The organism is Mycobacterium sp. 852014-50255_SCH5639931, assembly GCF_001665605.1.
GTDB classification, from domain to species: Bacteria; Actinomycetota; Actinomycetes; order Mycobacteriales; family Mycobacteriaceae; genus Mycobacterium; species Mycobacterium paraffinicum.
This window is the reverse complement of the sequence record NZ_LZSV01000010.1, coordinates 156,675-175,573: the sequence shown is the minus strand read 5'-3', so window position 1 is coordinate 175,573 and position 18,899 is coordinate 156,675. Positions and strand designations below refer to the sequence as shown.

The 18,899-nt window shown below is 64.3% G+C and carries 17 protein-coding genes and 1 other RNA gene; 11 read left to right on the top strand and 7 right to left on the bottom strand.

Annotation, left to right across the window (positions count from 1 at the left end; all coding sequences use genetic code 11):
• Positions 1–128: 128 nt before the first annotated feature.
• The 10 genes from prfB to A5758_RS05340 all read left to right on the top strand — a co-directional run bounded on the left by prfB (position 129) and on the right by A5758_RS05340 (position 8,352).
• Positions 129–1,235: a peptide chain release factor 2 gene (prfB, locus tag A5758_RS05385; RefSeq protein ID WP_067737445.1), complete on the top strand. Its 1,107-nt coding sequence runs from the start codon at positions 129–131 to the stop codon at positions 1,233–1,235.
• On the top strand, positions 1,225–2,220 hold the full coding sequence (locus tag A5758_RS05380) for a mechanosensitive ion channel family protein (RefSeq protein ID WP_067208173.1): 996 nt from the start codon (positions 1,225–1,227) through the stop codon (positions 2,218–2,220). The genes prfB and A5758_RS05380 overlap by 11 nt, the downstream gene beginning before the upstream one ends.
• Entirely contained in the window at positions 2,217–2,702 is a 486-nt protein-coding gene (locus A5758_RS05375; RefSeq protein WP_067208170.1) for a hypothetical protein, read from the top strand. The genes A5758_RS05380 and A5758_RS05375 overlap by 4 nt, the downstream gene beginning before the upstream one ends.
• Positions 2,703–2,745: 43 nt before the next feature.
• The gene (gene ftsE / locus A5758_RS05370; protein ID WP_067208167.1) at positions 2,746–3,435 is read left to right on the top strand and encodes a cell division ATP-binding protein FtsE; all 690 of its coding nucleotides are present in this window, start codon (positions 2,746–2,748) and stop codon (positions 3,433–3,435) included.
• Positions 3,436–4,329, top strand: coding sequence for a permease-like cell division protein FtsX (gene ftsX / locus A5758_RS05365; protein ID WP_067208163.1), 894 nt, complete (start codon positions 3,436–3,438; stop codon positions 4,327–4,329). It begins immediately after the preceding gene.
• Positions 4,330–4,331: 2 nt separating this feature from the next.
• Positions 4,332–4,841: an SsrA-binding protein SmpB gene (gene smpB / locus A5758_RS05360; RefSeq protein WP_067737442.1), complete on the top strand. Its 510-nt coding sequence runs from the start codon at positions 4,332–4,334 to the stop codon at positions 4,839–4,841.
• 92 nt (positions 4,842–4,933) lie between these two features.
• Entirely contained in the window at positions 4,934–5,683 is a 750-nt protein-coding gene (locus A5758_RS05355) for an EamA family transporter (protein ID WP_197503767.1), read from the top strand.
• A 46-nt stretch (positions 5,684–5,729) separates the two neighbouring features.
• Positions 5,730–6,575, top strand: a complete 846-nt coding sequence (locus tag A5758_RS05350; protein ID WP_067737440.1) for a maleylpyruvate isomerase family mycothiol-dependent enzyme — start codon at positions 5,730–5,732, stop codon at positions 6,573–6,575.
• 90 nt (positions 6,576–6,665) lie between these two features.
• Positions 6,666–7,033, top strand: a transfer-messenger RNA (tmRNA) gene (gene ssrA, locus A5758_RS05345).
• Between the two features lie 140 nt (positions 7,034–7,173).
• Positions 7,174–8,352, top strand: coding sequence for an aldose epimerase family protein (locus A5758_RS05340; protein WP_067737437.1), 1,179 nt, complete (start codon positions 7,174–7,176; stop codon positions 8,350–8,352).
• Between the two features lie 408 nt (positions 8,353–8,760).
• Here the strand turns inward: A5758_RS05340 and A5758_RS25625 are convergent, their stop codons facing one another.
• The 7 genes from A5758_RS25625 to A5758_RS05310 all read right to left on the bottom strand — a co-directional run bounded on the left by A5758_RS25625 (position 8,761) and on the right by A5758_RS05310 (position 17,047).
• Complete coding sequence (locus tag A5758_RS25625) at positions 8,761–9,687, bottom strand: hypothetical protein (protein WP_156622506.1); 927 nt, start codon at positions 9,685–9,687, stop codon at positions 8,761–8,763.
• Between the two features lie 704 nt (positions 9,688–10,391).
• A complete protein-coding gene (locus A5758_RS05335; protein ID WP_231987231.1) occupies positions 10,392–11,756 on the bottom strand; it encodes an N-acetylmuramoyl-L-alanine amidase in 1,365 nt (454 codons plus the stop codon).
• A 329-nt stretch (positions 11,757–12,085) separates the two neighbouring features.
• Entirely contained in the window at positions 12,086–12,847 is a 762-nt protein-coding gene (locus A5758_RS05330) for an enoyl-CoA hydratase/isomerase family protein (protein ID WP_082939590.1), read from the bottom strand.
• Positions 12,844–13,608, bottom strand: coding sequence for an alpha/beta fold hydrolase (locus tag A5758_RS05325; protein ID WP_067208144.1), 765 nt, complete (start codon positions 13,606–13,608; stop codon positions 12,844–12,846). The genes A5758_RS05330 and A5758_RS05325 overlap by 4 nt, the downstream gene beginning before the upstream one ends.
• The gene (locus A5758_RS05320; RefSeq protein WP_067737430.1) at positions 13,605–14,654 is read right to left on the bottom strand and encodes an acyl-CoA dehydrogenase family protein; all 1,050 of its coding nucleotides are present in this window, start codon (positions 14,652–14,654) and stop codon (positions 13,605–13,607) included. The genes A5758_RS05325 and A5758_RS05320 overlap by 4 nt, the downstream gene beginning before the upstream one ends.
• Positions 14,651–15,787, bottom strand: coding sequence for an acyl-CoA dehydrogenase family protein (locus A5758_RS05315; RefSeq protein ID WP_067737427.1), 1,137 nt, complete (start codon positions 15,785–15,787; stop codon positions 14,651–14,653). Before A5758_RS05315 ends, A5758_RS05320 begins: the two co-directional genes overlap by 4 nt.
• Before the next feature lie 360 nt (positions 15,788–16,147).
• Positions 16,148–17,047, bottom strand: a complete 900-nt coding sequence (locus tag A5758_RS05310; protein WP_067737424.1) for a universal stress protein — start codon at positions 17,045–17,047, stop codon at positions 16,148–16,150.
• Positions 17,048–17,811: 764 nt separating this feature from the next.
• Here A5758_RS05310 and A5758_RS05305 point away from each other — a divergent pair.
• Positions 17,812–18,456 carry a cutinase family protein gene (locus tag A5758_RS05305; protein ID WP_067208374.1) on the top strand — a complete coding sequence of 215 codons (645 nt, stop codon included), beginning with the start codon at positions 17,812–17,814 and terminating at the stop codon, positions 18,454–18,456.
• Positions 18,457–18,899 lie beyond the last annotated feature (443 nt).

The window sequence follows — 18,899 nt, the reverse complement described above, 5'->3', positions numbered from 1 at the left end:
GGGACTGTCGGCGCGCAGCGCGGGGTGCACATGATCGTGACTCGATGCTAAACGCATGACCGCTGGTCGTGGCCTGAGCACTCGCCGGGAGACGATGCGCTTGGCGGGTCCCGGTAACGTTGTCCGCTGTGGAACCCGACCGTCAAGCCGATATCGCCGCCCTTGACTCCACCCTGACCACGGTGGAGCGGGTGCTCGATGTGGACGGTCTGCGCAGCCGCATCGAGAAGCTCGAACACGAGGCGTCCGATCCGCAATTGTGGGATGACCAGGCCCGTGCGCAGCGGGTGACCAGTGAGTTGTCACACGCCCAAGGGGAGCTGCGGCGGATCGAGGAGTTACGGGGACGCCTCGACGACCTGCCGGTGCTCTACGAGCTGGCGACCGAGGAGGGTGCGGCGGACGCGCTCGCCGAGGCGGACGCCGAGCGGAAGGCGCTGCGCGCCGATATAGAGGCCACCGAGGTGCGCACCCTGCTCTCGGGGGAGTACGACGAGCGCGAGGCCTTGGTCACCATCCGGTCGGGCGCCGGCGGGGTGGACGCCGCCGACTGGGCCGAGATGCTGATGCGGATGTATATCCGCTGGGCAGAGCAGCACAAGTACCCCGTCGAAGTGTTCGACACCTCTTATGCCGAGGAGGCGGGCATCAAGAGCGCGACCTTCGCGGTGCACGCTCCGTTTGCCTACGGGACGTTGTCCGTCGAGCAGGGCACCCACCGGTTGGTGCGGATCAGCCCGTTTGACAACCAAAGTCGACGTCAGACGTCGTTCGCCGAAGTCGAGGTTCTTCCGGTGGTGGATACCACCGACCACATCGACATTCCGGAAGGCGATGTGCGCGTGGATGTTTACCGCTCCAGCGGTCCCGGCGGCCAATCCGTGAACACCACCGACTCGGCGGTTCGTTTAACCCACATCCCAACGGGTATCGTCGTGACTTGCCAGAACGAAAAATCGCAACTGCAGAACAAGATCTCGGCGATGCGCGTGCTGCAAGCAAAGTTGTTGGAGCGCAAGCGTTCCGAAGAACGCGCGGAGCTGGACGCATTGAAAGGCGAAGGCGGCAGTTCGTGGGGCAATCAGATGCGCTCCTACGTCCTGCACCCGTATCAGATGGTCAAGGATCTGCGGACCGAGTACGAGGTCGGCAATCCGGCAGCCGTCCTGGACGGAGACATCGACGGGTTCCTGGAAGCGGGAATCCGGTGGCGCAACCGAAAAGATGACGACTAACACAACTCTTCTCGCCTCGACCGCGTCGATAAAGGCGCTGGGCTGGCACGACTTCTGGCGCGGTGACATCGGGCAATGGATCATCACCCGCGGTCTGCGGATCGTGATGGTGCTGATCGTGGCGGTGTTGGCCGCCCGGTTCGTCAACTGGGTCGCGCAGCAGGTGACCCGTCAGCTCAACCTGGGCTTCGCCGAGAGCGACGCGCTGGTTCGCTCCGAAGCCTCGAAGCACCGCCAGGCAATGGCGTCGGTGATCTCCTGGGTGTCGGTGGTGCTCATCGGCATCTGGGTCATGATGCAGATCGCCGACGTGCTGCAGTTCTCGGTGGGGGGACTGGTCGCGCCGGCCACCGTGGTCGGCGCCGCGCTGGGTTTCGGCGCGCAGCAGCTGGTGAGAGACCTGCTGTCGGGTTTCTTCATCCTGGCCGAGAGGCAGTACGGCTTCGGAGACCTGGTCACCCTTACCGTCGTTTCCGCGACGGAAGCCAGCGGCACCGTCGAGAACGTGACGCTGCGGGTGACCCGGCTGCGCTCGCCGGACGGCGAGGTGTTGACCATCCCGAACGGGCAGATCGTCAAGGTGGTCAACCTGTCCAAGGACTGGGCGCGTGCGGTGGTGGACATCCCGGTGTCCACGAACGCCGACCTGAATCGGGTCAACGAGGTGTTGCACCAGGAATGCGATCGCGCCATGGACAACCCGCTGTTGGGGGACCTGCTGTTGGACGCTCCCACCGTGATGGGCGTGGAGAGCATCGAAGTCGACACCGTCACCCTGCGACTGGTGGCCCGGACCCTGCCCGGCAAGCAGTTCGAGGCGGGCCGGCAACTGCGTGTCCTGGTCATTCGGGCGCTGGCCCGCGTCGGCATCGTGACCGCGGCGGACGCGACGGTGGGCCTGGTGGAAGACCCGTCGGTCCCGGCCGCCCAGGCCGCCGAAGAGCGAATCGACAATGACGTGCAAGGTGCGGTGCAGAAGCGTTGAAGTTCACCCTGAGCATCTTCGAGAAGCGCAGCGAGGACTCCGATGCGGACCGTCGCTGGCCGCAATACATGTTCGGCGGGCGAGTTCGCACGTCGACCTTGGTGTTGATCGTCGCTTTTTTCGTCGTGTGGTGGGTCTATGACACCTACCGTCCGGAACCGGCGCCCAAGCCGCCGGCGCAGCAAGTGGTGCCGCCGGGTTTCGTGCCCGACCCCAACTACACCTGGGTGCCGCGCAGCCGCGTGCAGCAGCCGCCGCCCACCGCGACGTACCCGTCGACCCCGACGAGCACACCGCCGCCACCACCGCCCCCGCCGCCGGTGACGACGACCACCTCGACGCCGCCGGTGCAGCTGCCGCAGCTGCCTTGCCTGCTGCCACCGCCCTTCTGCCCACCCAGCACGAGCGCCACCGCACCGCCGCCTCAGCTACCGCAGCCGGGGCCCGGGCCGGCGCCTAGTTCACCGCCGCCAGCCAGTTGACTTGGCTCGCCAGCGAAATTCACGGCTACACTGGCGTGCCGTGATGATCACCCTGGACCATGTCAGTAAGAAGTACAAAGCGTCGGCGCGTCCGGCGTTGGAGGACGTCAACGTCAAAATCGACAAGGGTGAATTCGTCTTCCTGATCGGCCCGTCGGGCTCCGGCAAGTCGACGTTCATGCGGCTGCTGCTCGGCGAGGAGAACCCGACCACCGGCGACATCCGGGTGTCGAAGTTCCACGTCAACAAGCTGCGCGGTCGTCACGTGCCGAAGCTGCGTCAGGTGATCGGAACCGTCTTCCAGGACTTTCGCCTGTTGCAGCAGAAGACCGTCTACGAGAACGTCGCCTTCGCGCTGGAAGTGATCGGCAGACGGACCGACGCGATCAACCGCGTGGTGCCCGAGGTGCTCGAAACCGTCGGCCTGTCCGGCAAAGCCAACCGATTGCCACACGAGTTGTCCGGTGGCGAGCAGCAACGCGTGGCGATCGCGCGCGCCTACGTCAACCGGCCCCTTGTGCTGCTGGCCGACGAGCCGACCGGCAATCTCGACCCGGATACCAGTAAGGACATCATGGATTTGTTGGAGCGGATCAACCGCACGGGGACGACGGTGCTGATGGCGACCCACGACCACCACATCGTCGACTCGATGCGTCAGCGCGTCGTGGAGCTGTCTCTGGGACGCCTGGTCCGTGACGAGCAGCGCGGCATCTACGGGATGGACCGCTAAGTGCGCTTTGGGTTTCTATTCAACGAGGTCCTGACAGGGCTGCGTCGCAACGTCACGATGACGGCCGCCATGATCCTCACGACGGCCATCTCCATCGGCCTGTTCGGCGGCGGTCTGCTGGTGGTCCGGTTGGCCGACAACTCGCGGGAGATCTATCTCGACCGGGTTGAGACACAGGTGTTTCTCACCGACGACATCTCCGCCAACGATGCGACGTGCGCGTCCGGCCCGTGTAAAGCGCTGCGGGACAAGATCGATGCTCGGCAAGACGTCAAATCGGTGCGCTTTGTCAACCGGCCGGACGCCTACAACGACGCGATCAAGAAGTTCCCGGAGTTCAAGGACGTGGCCGGCAAGGAATCGTTTCCCGCGTCGTTCATCGTCAAGCTGAACAACCCCGAACAACATTCGGAGTTCGATGCCGCGATGCAGGGTCAGCCCGGCGTGCGCAGCATCCTCAACGAAAAGGATTTGATCGATCGGCTGTTCGCCGTTCTAAACGGTTTGCGGAACGCCGCGTTCGCCGTCGCCCTGGTGCAGGCCGTCGGGGCAATCCTGCTGATTGCCAACATGGTCCAAGTCGCCGCGTACACGCGACGCACCGAAATCGGGATCATGCGGCTGGTCGGCGCCAGCCGCTGGTACACCCAGCTGCCCTTCTTGGTGGAGGCGATGCTGGCCGCGGCGCTCGGTGTGGCCATCGCGGTCGTCGGCCTGGTCCTGGTGCGGGCGTGGTTCCTGGACAACGCGCTAAGCCAGTTCTACCAAGCTCATTTGATCGCGAAGGTCGACTATGCCGACATCCTCTACATCTCGCCGTGGTTGTTCCTGCTCGGCGTGTCGATGGCCGGCCTGACCTCCTACGCGACGCTGCGCCTTTACATCCGGCGGTAGCTGTGGCCAAAGATCCCGGCCGGGCCAAGGCGACGGGCGGCAAGCGCGGCAGCAAACAGATCATTGCCACCAATCGCAAAGCGCGGCATAACTATTCGATCCTCGAGGAATTCGAGGCCGGAGTGGCTTTGCAGGGTACAGAGGTGAAAAGCCTGCGCGAGGGCCATGCTTCGCTGGCCGACGCCTTCGCAACCGTCGACGACGGCGAAGTGTGGCTGCGCAACTTGTACATTCCGGAGTATCAGCACGGTAGCTGGACCAACCATGAGCCCCGTCGCAATCGAAAGTTGTTGTTACATAGGGCACAAATTGACCGCCTGGTCGGAAAGATACGAGATGGTAACCTCGCCCTCGTGCCGATGTCTCTGTATTTCTCCGAAGGAAAGGTCAAGGTCGAGCTCGCGTTAGCGCGCGGCAAGCGGGCTCACGACAAACGTCAGGACATGGCCCGCCGCGATGCCCAGCGCGAAGTGGTCCGTGAATTGGGTCGCCGAGCCAAGGGCATGAACTGATCGGGGCCGCTTACGCCCAGCTGTCGGCCGTTACGTACGGCGTCAGCGACTTTGTGGGCGGTGTAGCCGCTCGACGGGTAGCCGCGCTGCGCGTGATGCTGGTGGTCTATCCGATCGAGACATTCTTGCTGGGCGCGCTGGCGCTCGCCGTGGGCGGGCCGATTTCGGGCGGCGCCGTCTTCTGGGGCTGCCTCTACGGCGTCGGGATGGCCGTCGGCATGTGGGCGTTCTTCGCCGCGCTGGGCGCCGGCCCCATCTCGGTCGTCTCACCGTTGGCGGCGGTCCTCAACGCCGCCGTGCCGGTGGCGGTCGGTGTGGCGCTGGGGGAGCGGCCGGGCCCGGGGGCCTCGGTGGGCGTCGTGCTGGCTCTCATCGCGGTCATGCTGGTGAGCCGAGAGGCCACCGCCCAAGGTGTCACGCCGTATCGGTTCACCCCGAAGGTGGCGTGGCTCACGCTGCTGGCCGGCTCGGCGATGGGGCTGAACCTGGTCTTTCTCCATCAGGCGCCGCACGCCTGCAAACTTTGGCCGCTGGTATTCGCCCGGCTCTCGGCCACCGTCGTGATCTTCGTGATGGCCGCGGCCAGCAAGAACCTGCGGGCACCGCGGGGGAAGCCGCTGAAGCTGGCCTGGGCCGTCGCGGTGCTCGACATCTGTGCCAACGTGACCATGCTGCTGGCCCTGCACACGTGGTTGCTGTCGCTGGCCAGCATCATGATCTCGCTCTACCCGGCGGCCACGGTCGTGCTGGCGATGGTCGTGTTGCGCGAGCGACTGACCCGCTGGCAGGGGTTCGGCATGGTGATGGCCATGGGATCCGTGGCCATGATCGCCGCCAGCTGACGGCCGCGCCTGTCGATGAGGTAACCCATCGGCTTACTATCCGACCATGGCCGATCGCCCCGTCACCAAGCTCGACAAGTCCGAAGTGCTCGCCGGTCTGTTCGCGGTGTGGGATGACATCACCGCACTGCTCGACGCGTTGCCGGAAGCGGAATGGCAGGCGGCCAGCCCGCTGCCGGGTTGGGACGTCAAGGCGCTGGTGGCGCACATGATCGGTACCGAGTCGTTCCTCGCCGGCGTGCCCGCGCCCCACCCCGACATCGACGTCTCGGCGCTCGAGCATGTCCGCAACGACATCGGCGTGATGAACGAGTGCTGGGTGCGTCACCTGGCCGCCGAATCCGGTGCGGACGTGCTCAAACGGCTCAAGGACATCACCGACGACCGGCGCAAGGCGCTGACGGGCATGTCCGGCGAGGAGTGGGACGCCGTGACGCTGACGCCGGTGGGTCCGGAGAGCTACGGGCGGTTCATGCGGGTCCGGGTGTTCGACTGCTGGATGCACGAGCAGGACATCCGCGAGGCGCTGCGGCGGCCGCCGTCGGACGACCAGCTTGTCGGGGCCGCGTCGCAGCTCTCCCTCGACGAGATCGCCGGCACGATGGGCTACGTGGTGGGCAAGCGGGCCAAAGCGCCAGAGGGTTCGCGGGTCCTGTTCGAGCTGACCGGCCCGCTTTCCCGCAGCATCCGTGTCAGCGTCGATGGCCGCGCCCAGCTGGTCGACGACTTCGGCGGACAGGAGCCGACGGTGACGATCCGGCTGGACGGGCTGCAGTTCACCCGGCTCGCCGGCGGGCGGCCGATGTGCCCGTCCCGGTCGCAGGACATCGACCTCGGCGGTGACAAGGATGTGGCCGCCCAGGTCGTCGAGCGGCTGAACTTCGTGATCTGATCGCAGCGGCGGACCGGAACACAACTCAGTTGCCGCGCGTTGATAGCGGCGTACCATAGATTGTCCTGCCGAAAATCGGCGGGGATGCGAGGGGCTGAACGGTTTCGACTTCGCGCATCGAATCAAGGGAAGCGTGCCGGTGCAGGCAAGAGACCACCGTAAGCGTCGTTGCAACCATATAAGCGCCGATTCACATCAGCGCGACTACGCTCTCGCTGCCTAAGCGACAGCTAGTCCGTCAGACCGGGAAAGCCCTCGACCCGGACCCTGGCGTCAGCTAGAGGGATCAACCGATGAGTTCGGTCGCGGGACTCATCGGGACACCAACAGCGACTGGGATCGTCATCCTGGCTGGTTCGCGTGACCAGGAGATCCGAGCAGAGGCATAGCGAACTGCGCACGGAGAAGTCTTGAGGGAATGCCGTAGGACCCGGGTTCGATTCCCGGCAGCTCCACTGGAAAGGGCCGCCGCTCGGCGGTCCTTTCGTCTGTCTGGATCGAATGCTTCGACCCGTTGCTCCGAACGGACGATCCTTTACTTCATCACTGGCGGCAATACTGCGCTGCAGGTAGTTCGGTACGAGTGCGAGGAGCGCCCATGCGCGGCAGACGATTACTTCAACTGATCCCCATCGCCGGTGTAGCGGGCTTGACGGCATGCAGCTCCACCACGCACAGCGGCAATGCATCGATACCGGCAGAACCGCCATCAATCACCAGCGAGCCGTTCGGTCAGGTGGGTGGGACCGCGGTGAGCCGCTACACACTCACCAGCGGGCACGGCATGCGCGTGCGAATCCTGACCTACGGCGGCATCATTCAGTCGATTGAGGTTCCCGACCGCGCCGGACATGTCGGGAATGTGGTGCTGGGCTTTCCGGCCCTGGACGGCTACTTGAACAACACGGGATCCGCCAAGACCTATTTCGGCGCGATCATCGGCCGCTGTGGCAACCGGATCGCCAAGGGAGCTTTCTCGTTGAACGGCAACGAGTATCACTTGCCGATTAACAATAACGGCAACAGCCTGCATGGCGGCACCGCGGGCTTTGATACCAAGGTATGGCAGGCCGGCCAGCAGAACGATAGCGAGAGCGTGGGCCTGAAGCTCCAATATGTGAGTCCCGCAGGCGAAATGGGCTATCCCGGGACGCTGACGACAACCGTCACCTACACCCTGAACCAGAAAAACGAACTGCGCATCAACTACCACGCGACCACCGATGCGCCGACCGTGATCAACCTGACCAATCACAGCTACTTCAACCTGGCAGGTGAGGATACGCTCGACGTCTACGACCAGAAGGTCACCATCGATGCCGACAACTACACGCCGACCGACCCCACACAGATCCCGACCGGGCAGATCGCCCCGGTGAAGGGCACACCCTTCGATTTCACATCCCCGACCGCGATCGGCGCGCATATCACCGCCAATGACCCGCAGCTGTTGCTGGCCCACGGTTACGACCACAACTGGGTGATCAACCGCGGCAACAACACCGGGCTGGTGCAAGCGGCCAGCGCCGAGGACCCGCAGACGGGGCGCACTCTGACTGTCTCCACAACCGAGCCCGGTGTGCAGTTCTACACGTCCAACTTCATCGAGGGGGCGTTCACGGGCACCAGCGGGCACATCTACCGGCAGGGCGCGGGATTCACGATGGAGACTCAGCACTACCCGGACTCGCCGAATCATCCGAACTTCCCGACCGCCGCGCTCAACCCGGGCCAGACCTACGATTCGACAACGGTTTTTGCCTTCGGCACCGCGTAGGCGCCGGTGCGGGCGCCCATATCTTCGGTCGGGCCTCACCCGATCCCAGCTCTGCCCACCTCGAGGCGCGCCGCCTACCTATGCGAACCGTGACCAGTGTTGATGCCATCAACGCTTTGGGCGTACGCGCAGGTCATTTCGCGTACTTTCACGTCGTTTCGTGTATCGAAATTCCGCATTCCTGCGGGTCAGCGCGATTTTTGAGGCGGGTTCGATTCCCGGCAGCTGCACTGAGAAAGGACGGTGGCACTCCGAAGATGCCGGGTGAACCGAAACGCGTTCAGCCGAGCCGGGATACGGACCTGAAGAGGGAAAGTAAGCCCGGGTGAGAAGCAAGGCGCTTTAGCACGGCAGAAATCCTCTTGAGGCAAGGCCGACCAACCTGGTGCTCTTACGGGCCGAGGATGCTCAGATGGTGTGTCTGGGATGCTCAGATGCTGTGCCTGGTGGTTTCCCAGGCAATACCGCGTCAGCTAGCCAAACGACGATTGCCGCAGGAAATATCAGCCCGAGTATACAATAAGCAACAACGACCCAGGTAATCGGTTTTTCAGGCCAATTCGGGAACCGCGCCGCCGCAGCCGAGATGGGACCAACCCCAGCATATACAACAATGAGGTAAGTAGGCATCTTCAAGCGGTTCGCCGGTTTAATATTTTGACCATCCGCATGGGTTAAAGCGGGTTTCCTCACATAGCTGCGAGAACCAAAATAGATGGCAACTCCCATGTTGCCTAACGTAACAACCCATAGCGCAACGGCGAACCACCAGGAAACGCGGTGGTCGTACACGACGTCCAGGTAGTCAACCGACGTCAGACCCAGGAACAGGATTATGGCCAGCATCCCGGCACCTGTGAGACTGATCAAGAAGAAGCGTAGGTAATGGCGACTGTTCTCGTCTTTGATATTTAACTGTTGCGATAGAAACAGCGTGGTGATGTTGCACACCATAGCAACAGCTCCGACTGCGAGCATGCCGTTCGCTATCAATGCTTGACTCCAGACGCGACCGCAAGGTTCAGGTGGCTGCGCAATACCCGGGAATGGCCGATTACCCGCCACCACACTGAAGAGGTAGCTGTCTAGTCCGAGAACTATGAAAGAAGCGGTAAATAACGCGATAGCTTGCACCTCTTGCAGACTTCTAGCGGCGGCATTGCGCGCAATAGCGCGCCCGTCGCGGGTGTTCTCGTCAGGTCCTCGTCCTGCGCTCCCCATATAGATCACAGCAGCGGTGAAAGCGAAGCCCGCGAGAACACCTGCGAACGCCGAATGGGATTGAGCCGAGTTTAAGATGCTCCACCCGTGCGTTGAGCATGTCGGATCGGCCATGGTCATGCCCCTCGTCTCTGAACATCTCCGATACGTGTGGATTAATGATGCGATGTGACAACCGCTCTGTCTGCGCAACCGCAGCAATCACCACAACGCAAGTCCGAGGACCTCATCAGCCGCCAGGCGGTGTCGACGGTCTGCTGTCGGCAGCGCCGCCCCTACCGGCCCGCGCACGTCTCAGCTCGCGGTGACAGAGGTACGCACCTCTAAATGTCGAAAGACCCTTCAGCTGGCCCAGTGAGGAACCGCGGCATGGTTGCACACGGCAATAGCCTCGTGAGGGACATGGAGTCTCGGGCTATGCGGGCATGAGTCCGTTGACGTTTCGGTTTCGCAACGTCACTGAATGGTAGTAAGGACGGGTTCGTGACAACTCCGCGGGGCTGGTATCCAGACCCACGATCAGCTGGAGTGGTGCGACTTCTTGGATAGGTTCACCGTCGCTCGAGCCGCTAGCGCCGGAGACAACGTCAGAGGCGCGGTTGAAAGAACAACCCGATAGTGCCGACGGCGGGAAACATGAATGCCGCCGCCATCACGCCTGCCAACAGGCAGTAACCCGCCAGCCTGGCGACCTTCGTCCAACTTCGTGGGCGCTCTGACACGCCTTGAGTATCCGCCGTCGCGGTCCTGAGATTGCGGCCGATTTCTATAACAAATTGGGTGTGATCGAGGGATGCTCATTCATACCAGGCGGCCGGTCAAACTCGGCTGCGCGCCGGCGAAAACCGCTCGAGCTGGACAGTCGGCCCGTCCGCTGACGGCGGCGGCACCAGACCAACGACACCGTTGATCACGCTTGCGACTGCCCCGTTCCCACGATCAAAGTTGAGGGTGCCGTGTTGAAAGTTCTGGACGACCCATTGGGGCTCTTGGATTTCGGCGCTCGTCGGCAGTCCCAGTGCACTGTGTTCGTAGCCGAGGGCGCCCCACGCGGCGTAGATGGCGCCGGTGACGGGTTGGGCCCCGCTGGCCGGTGACCAGTACATCGCCCCCTTCTCGAAGATTACGTAGCGCGTTGCTCCGGCCCCTTGCGATTCCGGCGACGTCGGTGCGCCCAGTGCGCTGTTCATGCCGCCCATCGCCTGCCACCGGTCATAGATGGCAGTACCTTGTAGCGACTGCGCCAGATCCTGGGCGCGGGGGCGACTATTGAACCGCGCGGCAATGTCGCGAATCTGGTTCATCAAGGCATATCCGAGGTGGCCGGGGCAATCAGTGTCGCTAACATCGCGGTGGGCGAAAACGCAGGGCAGGGTCACGACGGCGCCTTGCGGGTGACGGGTGTAGGGGCCCCCGTCCGATGTCAACGCGACATTGCCCTGTGGGTCGATGCCATCCATGGCCAGCCGCCACCCGAGCAAGCGCCCGACGGTGCGTACCTGAATCAGCGTAGGGCCCACCGCGTTGAACTCGCCAATCATGCACACTGCCCACGTGTTCCGGTTGAACCCGCCAGTGTGGGTGCCCTGAACCGCTCTCGTCATCCCGCCGAATCGGCCCTCGAATACCTGGCCGTACTTGTCGACCAACGCATTGTAGGCGATGTCCGACCAGCCCAGGGTGCTGGTGTGGTAGGTGTAGATCGCCCGCACAATTGCCGCCGAATCCTGCTGCGCGTAGTCATTGACCCCCGCGGAATGGTGCACGACGCCTGCCTTGATTCCGTTGTCGTACATCGGTGCTCGGCTGCGAATCGACTCGTCGGCGCCCCACTGGGAGCGGCTGATGATATTGGGGGCCTGGCCGGGCGCTTCGACCGCCGCGACCAGGACGGGATCCGCCTTCGCGCTCGGGGATTGGGCCAGCCCCGAGGCGGCCGTGTCCAAAGCCAGCATAACGGGCGCGGCCGCAACGTATTTGAGGACACTGCGGCGCGAAACAGGTGATGGCGCTGAGCACCCGCACCAATCAGGCACGGCACCACGGTAACCCGCGGTAACAACTTTCATTACGCAACCCGCCGCAGCCGGATACGGTCGGTGGCAGAACAGTCGGGCTACACCCACGCGTATCCGTACCTGGGTGAAACGGAGATACCCCAGCAGCCGACGTTCCAGCTCCAATCGGGCTCCGTCAAGCGTGGCCAGCATGTGTACCCGAAATCCCGCACGCGCAGGCCTTGGAAGGTCAGCGCAGGTGGCGCCGTCCGCCCTCGTCCGTGGCAACGAGGATAGGTCGCTCGGCGCCCGCGTTCTTGGGGTCGACGAGTAGCTGCAATTCGTTGTTGTCGACCAACACGGCATCGTCATGGGAGAGCTTCCAGGGCTGGCCATCGGTCGGCCGTTTGCTTCGATGGAGTATTTCCGTGGCCTGCTTCCGGCTGATCTTGGACTTGCGGACTTCTAGGCCGACGTTACGTCGCTGAATGTCGCTGGACCCTTCTCAAGGACCTTCAGCGGCCGGTGAACATCGGAGCGCGGCGCTGGGCCGCTGCGGTCACACCCTCGCGGAAGTCGGCGGTCGCCTGTAATCGCGTCTGCTCTTCTACTTCGCGTGCGATGGCCGCGGCGACGGCCTCGGCGAGTCCGGTGCGCATGGTGGCACGGATGCTTGTCAGCGCCAGGGGAGCCGCGGCGGCGATACGCTCGGCGAACCGAATCGCCGCCGGGCGCACGTCACCATCGGTGGCTAATTCGTCGAACAACCCTGCTGCATAACCGATTTCACCACCAAACCGCTCACCGGTGAGCATCCATTCGAGTGCTTTTTGCTGGCCGACGACACGTGGCAACGTGGTGGTGATCCCGAAGCCGGGATGAAATCCGAGCCGGCTGAAGTTGGCCGCGAATTTCGACGAGGGTGCCCCCACCCGGAAGTCCGCGCTGAGGGCAAGCCCGAGACCGCCGCCGATCGCGGCGCCGTGCACCGCCGCGACAACCGGCTTACCGGCGCGGAACAACCTGATGGCCTGGGCGTAAAGCTCGCCGGGTGACGAACGATCCCCGGCGGGCCGGGAGAAGTCGGCGCCGGCGCAGAAGTGCTTTCCCTCCGCACACAACACGATCGCCCGGCATTCCGCCTCGTCGTCCAGCCGCTCGTAAGCGTCGGCGATGCCCTTGATCAACGCGGTGTCAAAGAAGTTGTTCGGGGGCCGATGGATCTCCACCATGGCCACGTGGTCGGTGAATTCGACGGTGACATCCGGAATGCTCACAACTGCTCCAGTAGTTCGCGGGCGGCGGCATTGAACATCTCGGGCCGGTCCATGTTCGCGGCATGCCCCGCGCCCTCGATGACGACCTTGCGGGAATTGGAGATCTTGCGATGCATGTAGTCGGCCGGAGCCAGAAAGTCGCTGTCCTTGGCGCCGACGATCACCAACGTGGGCACCGTGATGCTGTCGAGCGATGTGATCACGCGGGCGTCCTTTTGAGCCATCACACCGCGGGCGGCGCGAGGCAGCCCCTCCGGATGCTCGTGCACCGCCTGCGCGACCTCCGCCGAGAAATCGGTCGCCGCTTCGCCCCGCTCAAGCTGTTGGGCGCGTCGTTCCACCCACGCGTTCCACTTGTCGCGGGCTTCGTCGTTGCGGTAGCCCGGACCCGTGTCGACTAGCACCAGCGCGGCCACCCGCTCCGGATGGGCGAGGTGGAATGCGAGAGATAGGTAGCCGCCCAAAGACATTCCGCCGAGCACGGCCCGCTCGGCGCCCGCGGCGTCGAGAACGGCCGCCATGTCGGCGACGGCGATCTGCTCGCTGTAGCGGTCCAGGTCGTCAGGTGCGTCGCTGCTGCCGTGGCCGCGCATGTCCCAGACGATCACCGGCCGATCGGCGCTCAAGGCATCGACATTGCGGTCCCACATGCCCGAGGTCGCGCCGAAACCGTGCGTGAGCAAGAGCGGCACACGGGGCGCCTGAGGGTTGTGCACCTGATAGGCCAGCGTGACCCCGTCCGGGCGCTGCAGTCGCTTCACCGCATTACCTCCGATCCTGACTGGATCGCTGGGTAGAGGGCGTCGGGACCGCAGGCGACCAGAGCCGCACCGAGCTGGTCCGCCCAGCGCTGATGCCCTCCCGCTTCGTCCCGCCAGGCCCAGAGTCGTCGGGTGAGATAGTGCAACGGGTACTCCTTCGTCATACCGATGGCGCCATGCGTCTGATGGGCGGCCGCCGTCACCAATTGTGCCGCCCGGTTGGCAAGCATTTTGGCGCAAGCGATTTCGAAGCCACCCCGGCCGAGTCCGACCGCCTCGACCGCTCCGTCGAGGGCCGATGCGACCACGGCGGCCTGCTGGTGGATGGTGACCAGATGGGCTTGCACGGCCTGGAAACGACCGATGGGGCGCCCGAACTGCTCACGCTCGCCGCTGTACCGCAAAGTCATTGCCGCGACGGCACTTATCGCGCCGGCCATTAACGCGGCGTGTCCGAGCGCGGTGCGCTCCCAGAGCGATTCTTCGGTGACGGCATCTGGCGCGTCGGCACGTGCCGTTACCGGCACACCCTCGAAAACCACTGTGTCACGGGGCTCATTGGCGAGGTTGACTCCGCGGCTGACGGCCGGCCCGCCCGATTGTGTTGCCGGTCCGGGTGCGAGAACGACGACGCCGTCGACGAGTCCGATGAGATGCTCGGCGCGGTGACCCCACGGCACGGCGGGCACCGTCCCGAACAGGCGGTCGCCGTCGAGACGCAGCGTCGCCGCTGGCGGAAGTACCGTGCGAACACCCTGCGGCAGCGCGAGACCTGCGGACGACAGAAGCCAACCGCCGACCAGGCCGGCCTCGGCCAGGGGGACCGGCGCCGCGTGCGCTCCGGCGGCCCGGAGCAACTGGACCGCATCGGCAACGTCGCCACCCGCGCCACCCAGCTCCTCGGGGATGGGAACGTCACTGAAACCGCTCTGCTGCAGCGCTTCCCAAAGTTGTAGCGCCCAGCCGGTAGCTTCGGCCTCGTCCGCATCGTGGCTGTGTGCGGCGAACAGCTTGGCGGCCGCGCTGTACAGTTCGCTGTCGCTCATGCGAGACCTTTGACGGCGACCGAGCGCAGCACCTCATTGGTGCCGCCCCGGATGGTAAACGACGGCGCGTCCAGCACGGCGCGGCGTAACAACCGTTCGAACAACGATGGTTGCGGCCCGCAGACGAGCTCGCGGTCCAACAACTCCCGCAGCGCGCTTACCACCTCCTGTTCGAACCGGGTGCCCATCTCCTTGATGAGCGCGGCGTCGGCCGCGGGCGTCTCGCCCGCGTCGATCGCCCTGGCCACGGCCAGCGAAAGCCGGCGCAGCACCCAGTACTGGGCCGCGAGTTCGCCGATCAGCCGACTCCCGGCGGGACTGGCGGCCAGGCCCGGCCATTCGCGGATGAACTCCTGAACGAGAAGGAATGTCGAGATCCACCGGTCCGGGCCGCTGCGCTCATAGGCCAACTCGTTGGCGTTCTGCGCCCAGCCCTGCCCGATCTCGCCGATCACCATCTCGTCCGACACCAGCACGCCGTCAAGGACCACCTCGGCGAAATGCTCGGTACTGCCGTTCAGGAAGGGGATTGGCCTGACCGTCACGCCGGGGCTGCACATGTCGATCAGGAATCGGCTCAGTCCTTGCTGCCGGGCGCCCTCCCCGGTTCGGCACAGGGCGATCATAAAGTCGGCGCGCATGGCGTTGCTCGTCCACACCTTGACGCCCGACACCCGCCAGTCGTCGCCGTCGCGCACGCCGCGCGTGCGCACCGACGCGAGGTCGCTGCCGGCGTCCGGCTCGCTCATGCCGATGCAAAAACACAACTCTCCGCGGCAGATTCGGGGCAACAGCCACCGCTTCTGTTCCTCGGTGCCATAACGCACCAGCACCGGGGCGATCTGTCGGTCGGCGACCCAGTGATGCCCGACCGGGGCACCCCAGCGCAGCAGCTCTTCGACGACGACAAAGCGGTCGACCGCGGTGGCGTCGCGACCGCCGTAGCGCGCCGGGACCGCCATGCCGATCCAGCCGCGCTCGGCCAACGCGGCGGAGAACTTCGGATTGACCTCGGCCCCCATCCCGAGGCCGGGCTCGAATGTTCCCCAGGGCAGCGTCTCGGCAAGAAAGGCGCGAACCTGCCTCCGCAGTTCGAGCTCCTGGGCGGTGAGCACGGCAGGCGACGTGACCATACCTGGCAGGCTAGCCACAATCTTGCTCTGGGATCCCATACCCCTCGCGAGGAAGGATGCGGATTGGCTCACGCTTGGCCCATCCGTTTATCGACGACGAAGCCAGGTAGGTGACTGACAGTCGTTGCGGCGTGTTGATGCCATCAACACCGTTGCCGTATCCGCAGGTCTTTTCGCGTACTTTCGCGTCGTTTGGCCGTAGCCAAATTCAGCGTTTCCGCAGCTCAAGGCGCTTTTTGGGGCGGGTTCGATTCCCGGCAGCTCCACTGAGAATGACTGGTCAGGGCCACAAGCCCTGGCCATTCTCTTTTCCCGTCAACTCATCAAGATTGTTGGTTAAGCCAACCGACAAGGCCGCCGTCAAGAATGACGCGCCACGATCACCGGGATCTTGGCCCTGTTGACGACAGCCGCTGCGACAGAGCCCAACAACATGCCAGCGAACCCGCCGCGACCGTGGCTGCCGACCACAATCAGTTGCGCCCGTTCGGACGCCTCGATCAACGGACTTGCGGGGTCACCGATTTCGATTCTGCGACGGATCCCCACCTCGGGATAGCGTTCCTGCCAACCCGCTAGCCGTTCAGCAAGCGTCTCCTCCTGTTCGGATAGCTGAGCCTCCAAATTTAAGGTGGGGAACATTTCTTTGAAGTCGGAAACCCGCAGATCAGTCCAGGCGTGCAGGGCGATTAGGCGGACACCTCGTCGGGACGCTTCGTCGAATGCAATCGCAGTCGCTGCTTCCGACGCCGGCGAGCCGTCGATGCCCACCAGGACCGGCGCCCGTGTGACATCACCAACCATCGGTTCGTCGTCGTGGATCACGGCGACTGGGCAATGCGCGTGGTAGACCAATCCCGAACTCACCGAGCCGAGGAAGTTGCGGACCACCGTGCCGCCATACCCCCGGTAGCCCACCACGACCATCTCCACCTCTTTGGAAAGGCCGACGAGCGTCGGGACGGCGTTCGAATGAAACACCTTGCCATCGATTTGCACCGGGCCATGCTCGCCGGTGCTCTTTTCGGCGACTTTGATCGCGGAGTTGATGAATTCGTGTGCGCGCTGTTCGGACCATCGCCTGAAGCCGGTCAGCGCGGGGACCTGGGACCACCCCGGTGCGGGGGTGTCGATGACATGAACCAGAGTCAGCGGCGCAATCCGCAGCGCGGCTCGATGGGCCGCCCACCGGACGGCAGCCTGTCCCGCTGTTGAGCCATCAACGCCTACCACGATCCCGCGACGCGGTGGTCGCAACATTTCAGCTCGCTTCTGATCGGCTATGTACTCACCGGCAGGATCACTCAGGGCGACCCTCATTGTCAGGGTCGAACAGATGCAAGCCGAAGGACCAAGGGCACCGATTGAAGCGCCTAACGCACGCTGGCCGACCGATGGACAGCGGCGACCGTGACCTGCGACCACGCCGCCGGGGTCTTTATCTACGCGACTTGGTGATGGCGTTCGTCTCGGCACACCCGCGCCCGGCGACTCACCGCATTGACCAGTCTTGACGCCGTCAAGACTCGAAAACGAAACGGCAGGTAACGAGCAGGACTGAACGGGACCGAAATGGACCGAATCGAGAATTCACGCGCCAAAATGACTGGTAGAGCGTCGGTTTCGATTCCCGGCAGCTCCACAAAAACTAGCTGGTCAGCGCCACCAAGGCCTGGCCAGCTTCTTTTTCATCAACATCGATCGTCTCAGCTCACCCTGTGGCGTCGTTTCGGCGTGTCACGCGCACGAATGGGAGCACCTACGTGCTGTTGCGGGATCGGCCTGGACGGTCGGCGTCCACCCGAACTTCGCGCGCTGACGTCGCCCCGTCGTAGGCGGCGGAAAAAGTGTCCCCTGGGACCGGCGTCGTTGCTCCTATGTGTGAGAGCTGCCAGCCGGGCGGCGACTACACCAAGGGCAACCACCATGAGCTTTCATCGTCGGACCGGCGCGCCCGGGCCGTCAAGGCGGCCCAAAGGGTCGTTCCGAGATCGTCTTCGAAGCGACAACATGACATGCAAGCCGTGACCGCACGTCCGATTTCTGGTCTGCTCGGCGCGGCTGTCGTTGCAGCGTGGGCGTCGCTGACCGCCGCCTCGTCCCCGCCATCCGCCACCGCGGCTCCCTGCTCCGACGTCGACGTGGTGTTCGCCCGGGGCACCACCGAGCCCCCTGGCGTCGGGGGGGTCGGACAGTCATTTGTTGATTCGCTGCGTTCGCGAGTAGGACGGAGGACTGTCAGCGTCTATCCGGTCAACTACCCCGCCACCAACAATTTCCGTAGTTCCATCGCTGCCGGTGCCAATGACGCGAGCGCTCATGTCCAGTCCATCGCGGCAAACTGTCCCAACACCAGGGTGGTCCTCGGTGGGTACTCCCAAGGTGCGGCCGTGGTCGACGTCATCACCACGCAGATGCCACCCGGTGTCGCCAATCATGTCGCCGCCGTCGCCGTCTTCGGAAATCCGTCGGCATCGGGCACATTCGCGCGGACGATGGCGGCCGGCGCGCTTCCCACCATTGGCCCGCTATACGCCGCGAAAACGATCGACATGTGTATGCCCGGGGATCCGATTTGCACGCGCGGTGTGAGCATGGCACCGCATGGTCAGTACATTCAGTCGGGAATGACAAACCAGGCAGCGACATTTGCCGCGGGCCGGTTGTAGCGTCATACGACGGCGATATCACGTTGTGCACGCCCGACACCGCATCACGAGGAGCTCTCATGACCTATCGCCGTCTTGCTTGGGCGCTCGGCGCGGTGGTGGCGGCGGCGGCCATCATTCCCGTCCAGGCCCATGGCGAGCCGCCGACGAAGTGTCTGACCAACACTCCCAAGGGCAAGCAGGTCTACGTGCCCTGCGATCTGCTCAACGCGGGCGCCAATTTCCCGCCGGGGCAGCGTTGTCCTCCACCGCTCGAGCAGTACCCGAAAGATGTGGCGGACTGGTGCGGTGAAGGCCCAGGCCTTGCCAGTACCACGCCCACGACTCCTACGAGCCCGACAAGTTCCACGACTCCTACGAGCCCGACAAGTCCTACGAGCCCTACCAGCCCGACGAGCCCGGTGCGGCCTACCAGCTCCGCGAGCTCAACGAGTCCTCCGACC

Bases quoted from the DNA above. Each gene is read 5' to 3' on its own strand.
- ftsE (WP_067208167.1), top strand. From the start codon at position 2,746: ATGATCACCCTGGACCATGTCAGTAAGAAGTACAAAGCGTCGGCGCGT.
- A5758_RS05380 (WP_067208173.1), top strand. From the start codon at position 1,225: ATGACGACTAACACAACTCTTCTCGCCTCGACCGCGTCGATAAAGGCG.
- A5758_RS25625 (WP_156622506.1), bottom strand. From the start codon at position 9,687: ATGGCCGATCCGACATGCTCAACGCACGGGTGGAGCATCTTAAACTCG.
- A5758_RS05350 (WP_067737440.1), top strand. From the start codon at position 5,730: ATGGCCGATCGCCCCGTCACCAAGCTCGACAAGTCCGAAGTGCTCGCC.
- A5758_RS05340 (WP_067737437.1), top strand. From the start codon at position 7,174: ATGCGCGGCAGACGATTACTTCAACTGATCCCCATCGCCGGTGTAGCG.
- A5758_RS05315 (WP_067737427.1), bottom strand. From the start codon at position 15,787: ATGGTCACGTCGCCTGCCGTGCTCACCGCCCAGGAGCTCGAACTGCGG.
- A5758_RS05320 (WP_067737430.1), bottom strand. From the start codon at position 14,654: ATGAGCGACAGCGAACTGTACAGCGCGGCCGCCAAGCTGTTCGCCGCA.
- A5758_RS05310 (WP_067737424.1), bottom strand. From the start codon at position 17,047: ATGTTGCGACCACCGCGTCGCGGGATCGTGGTAGGCGTTGATGGCTCA.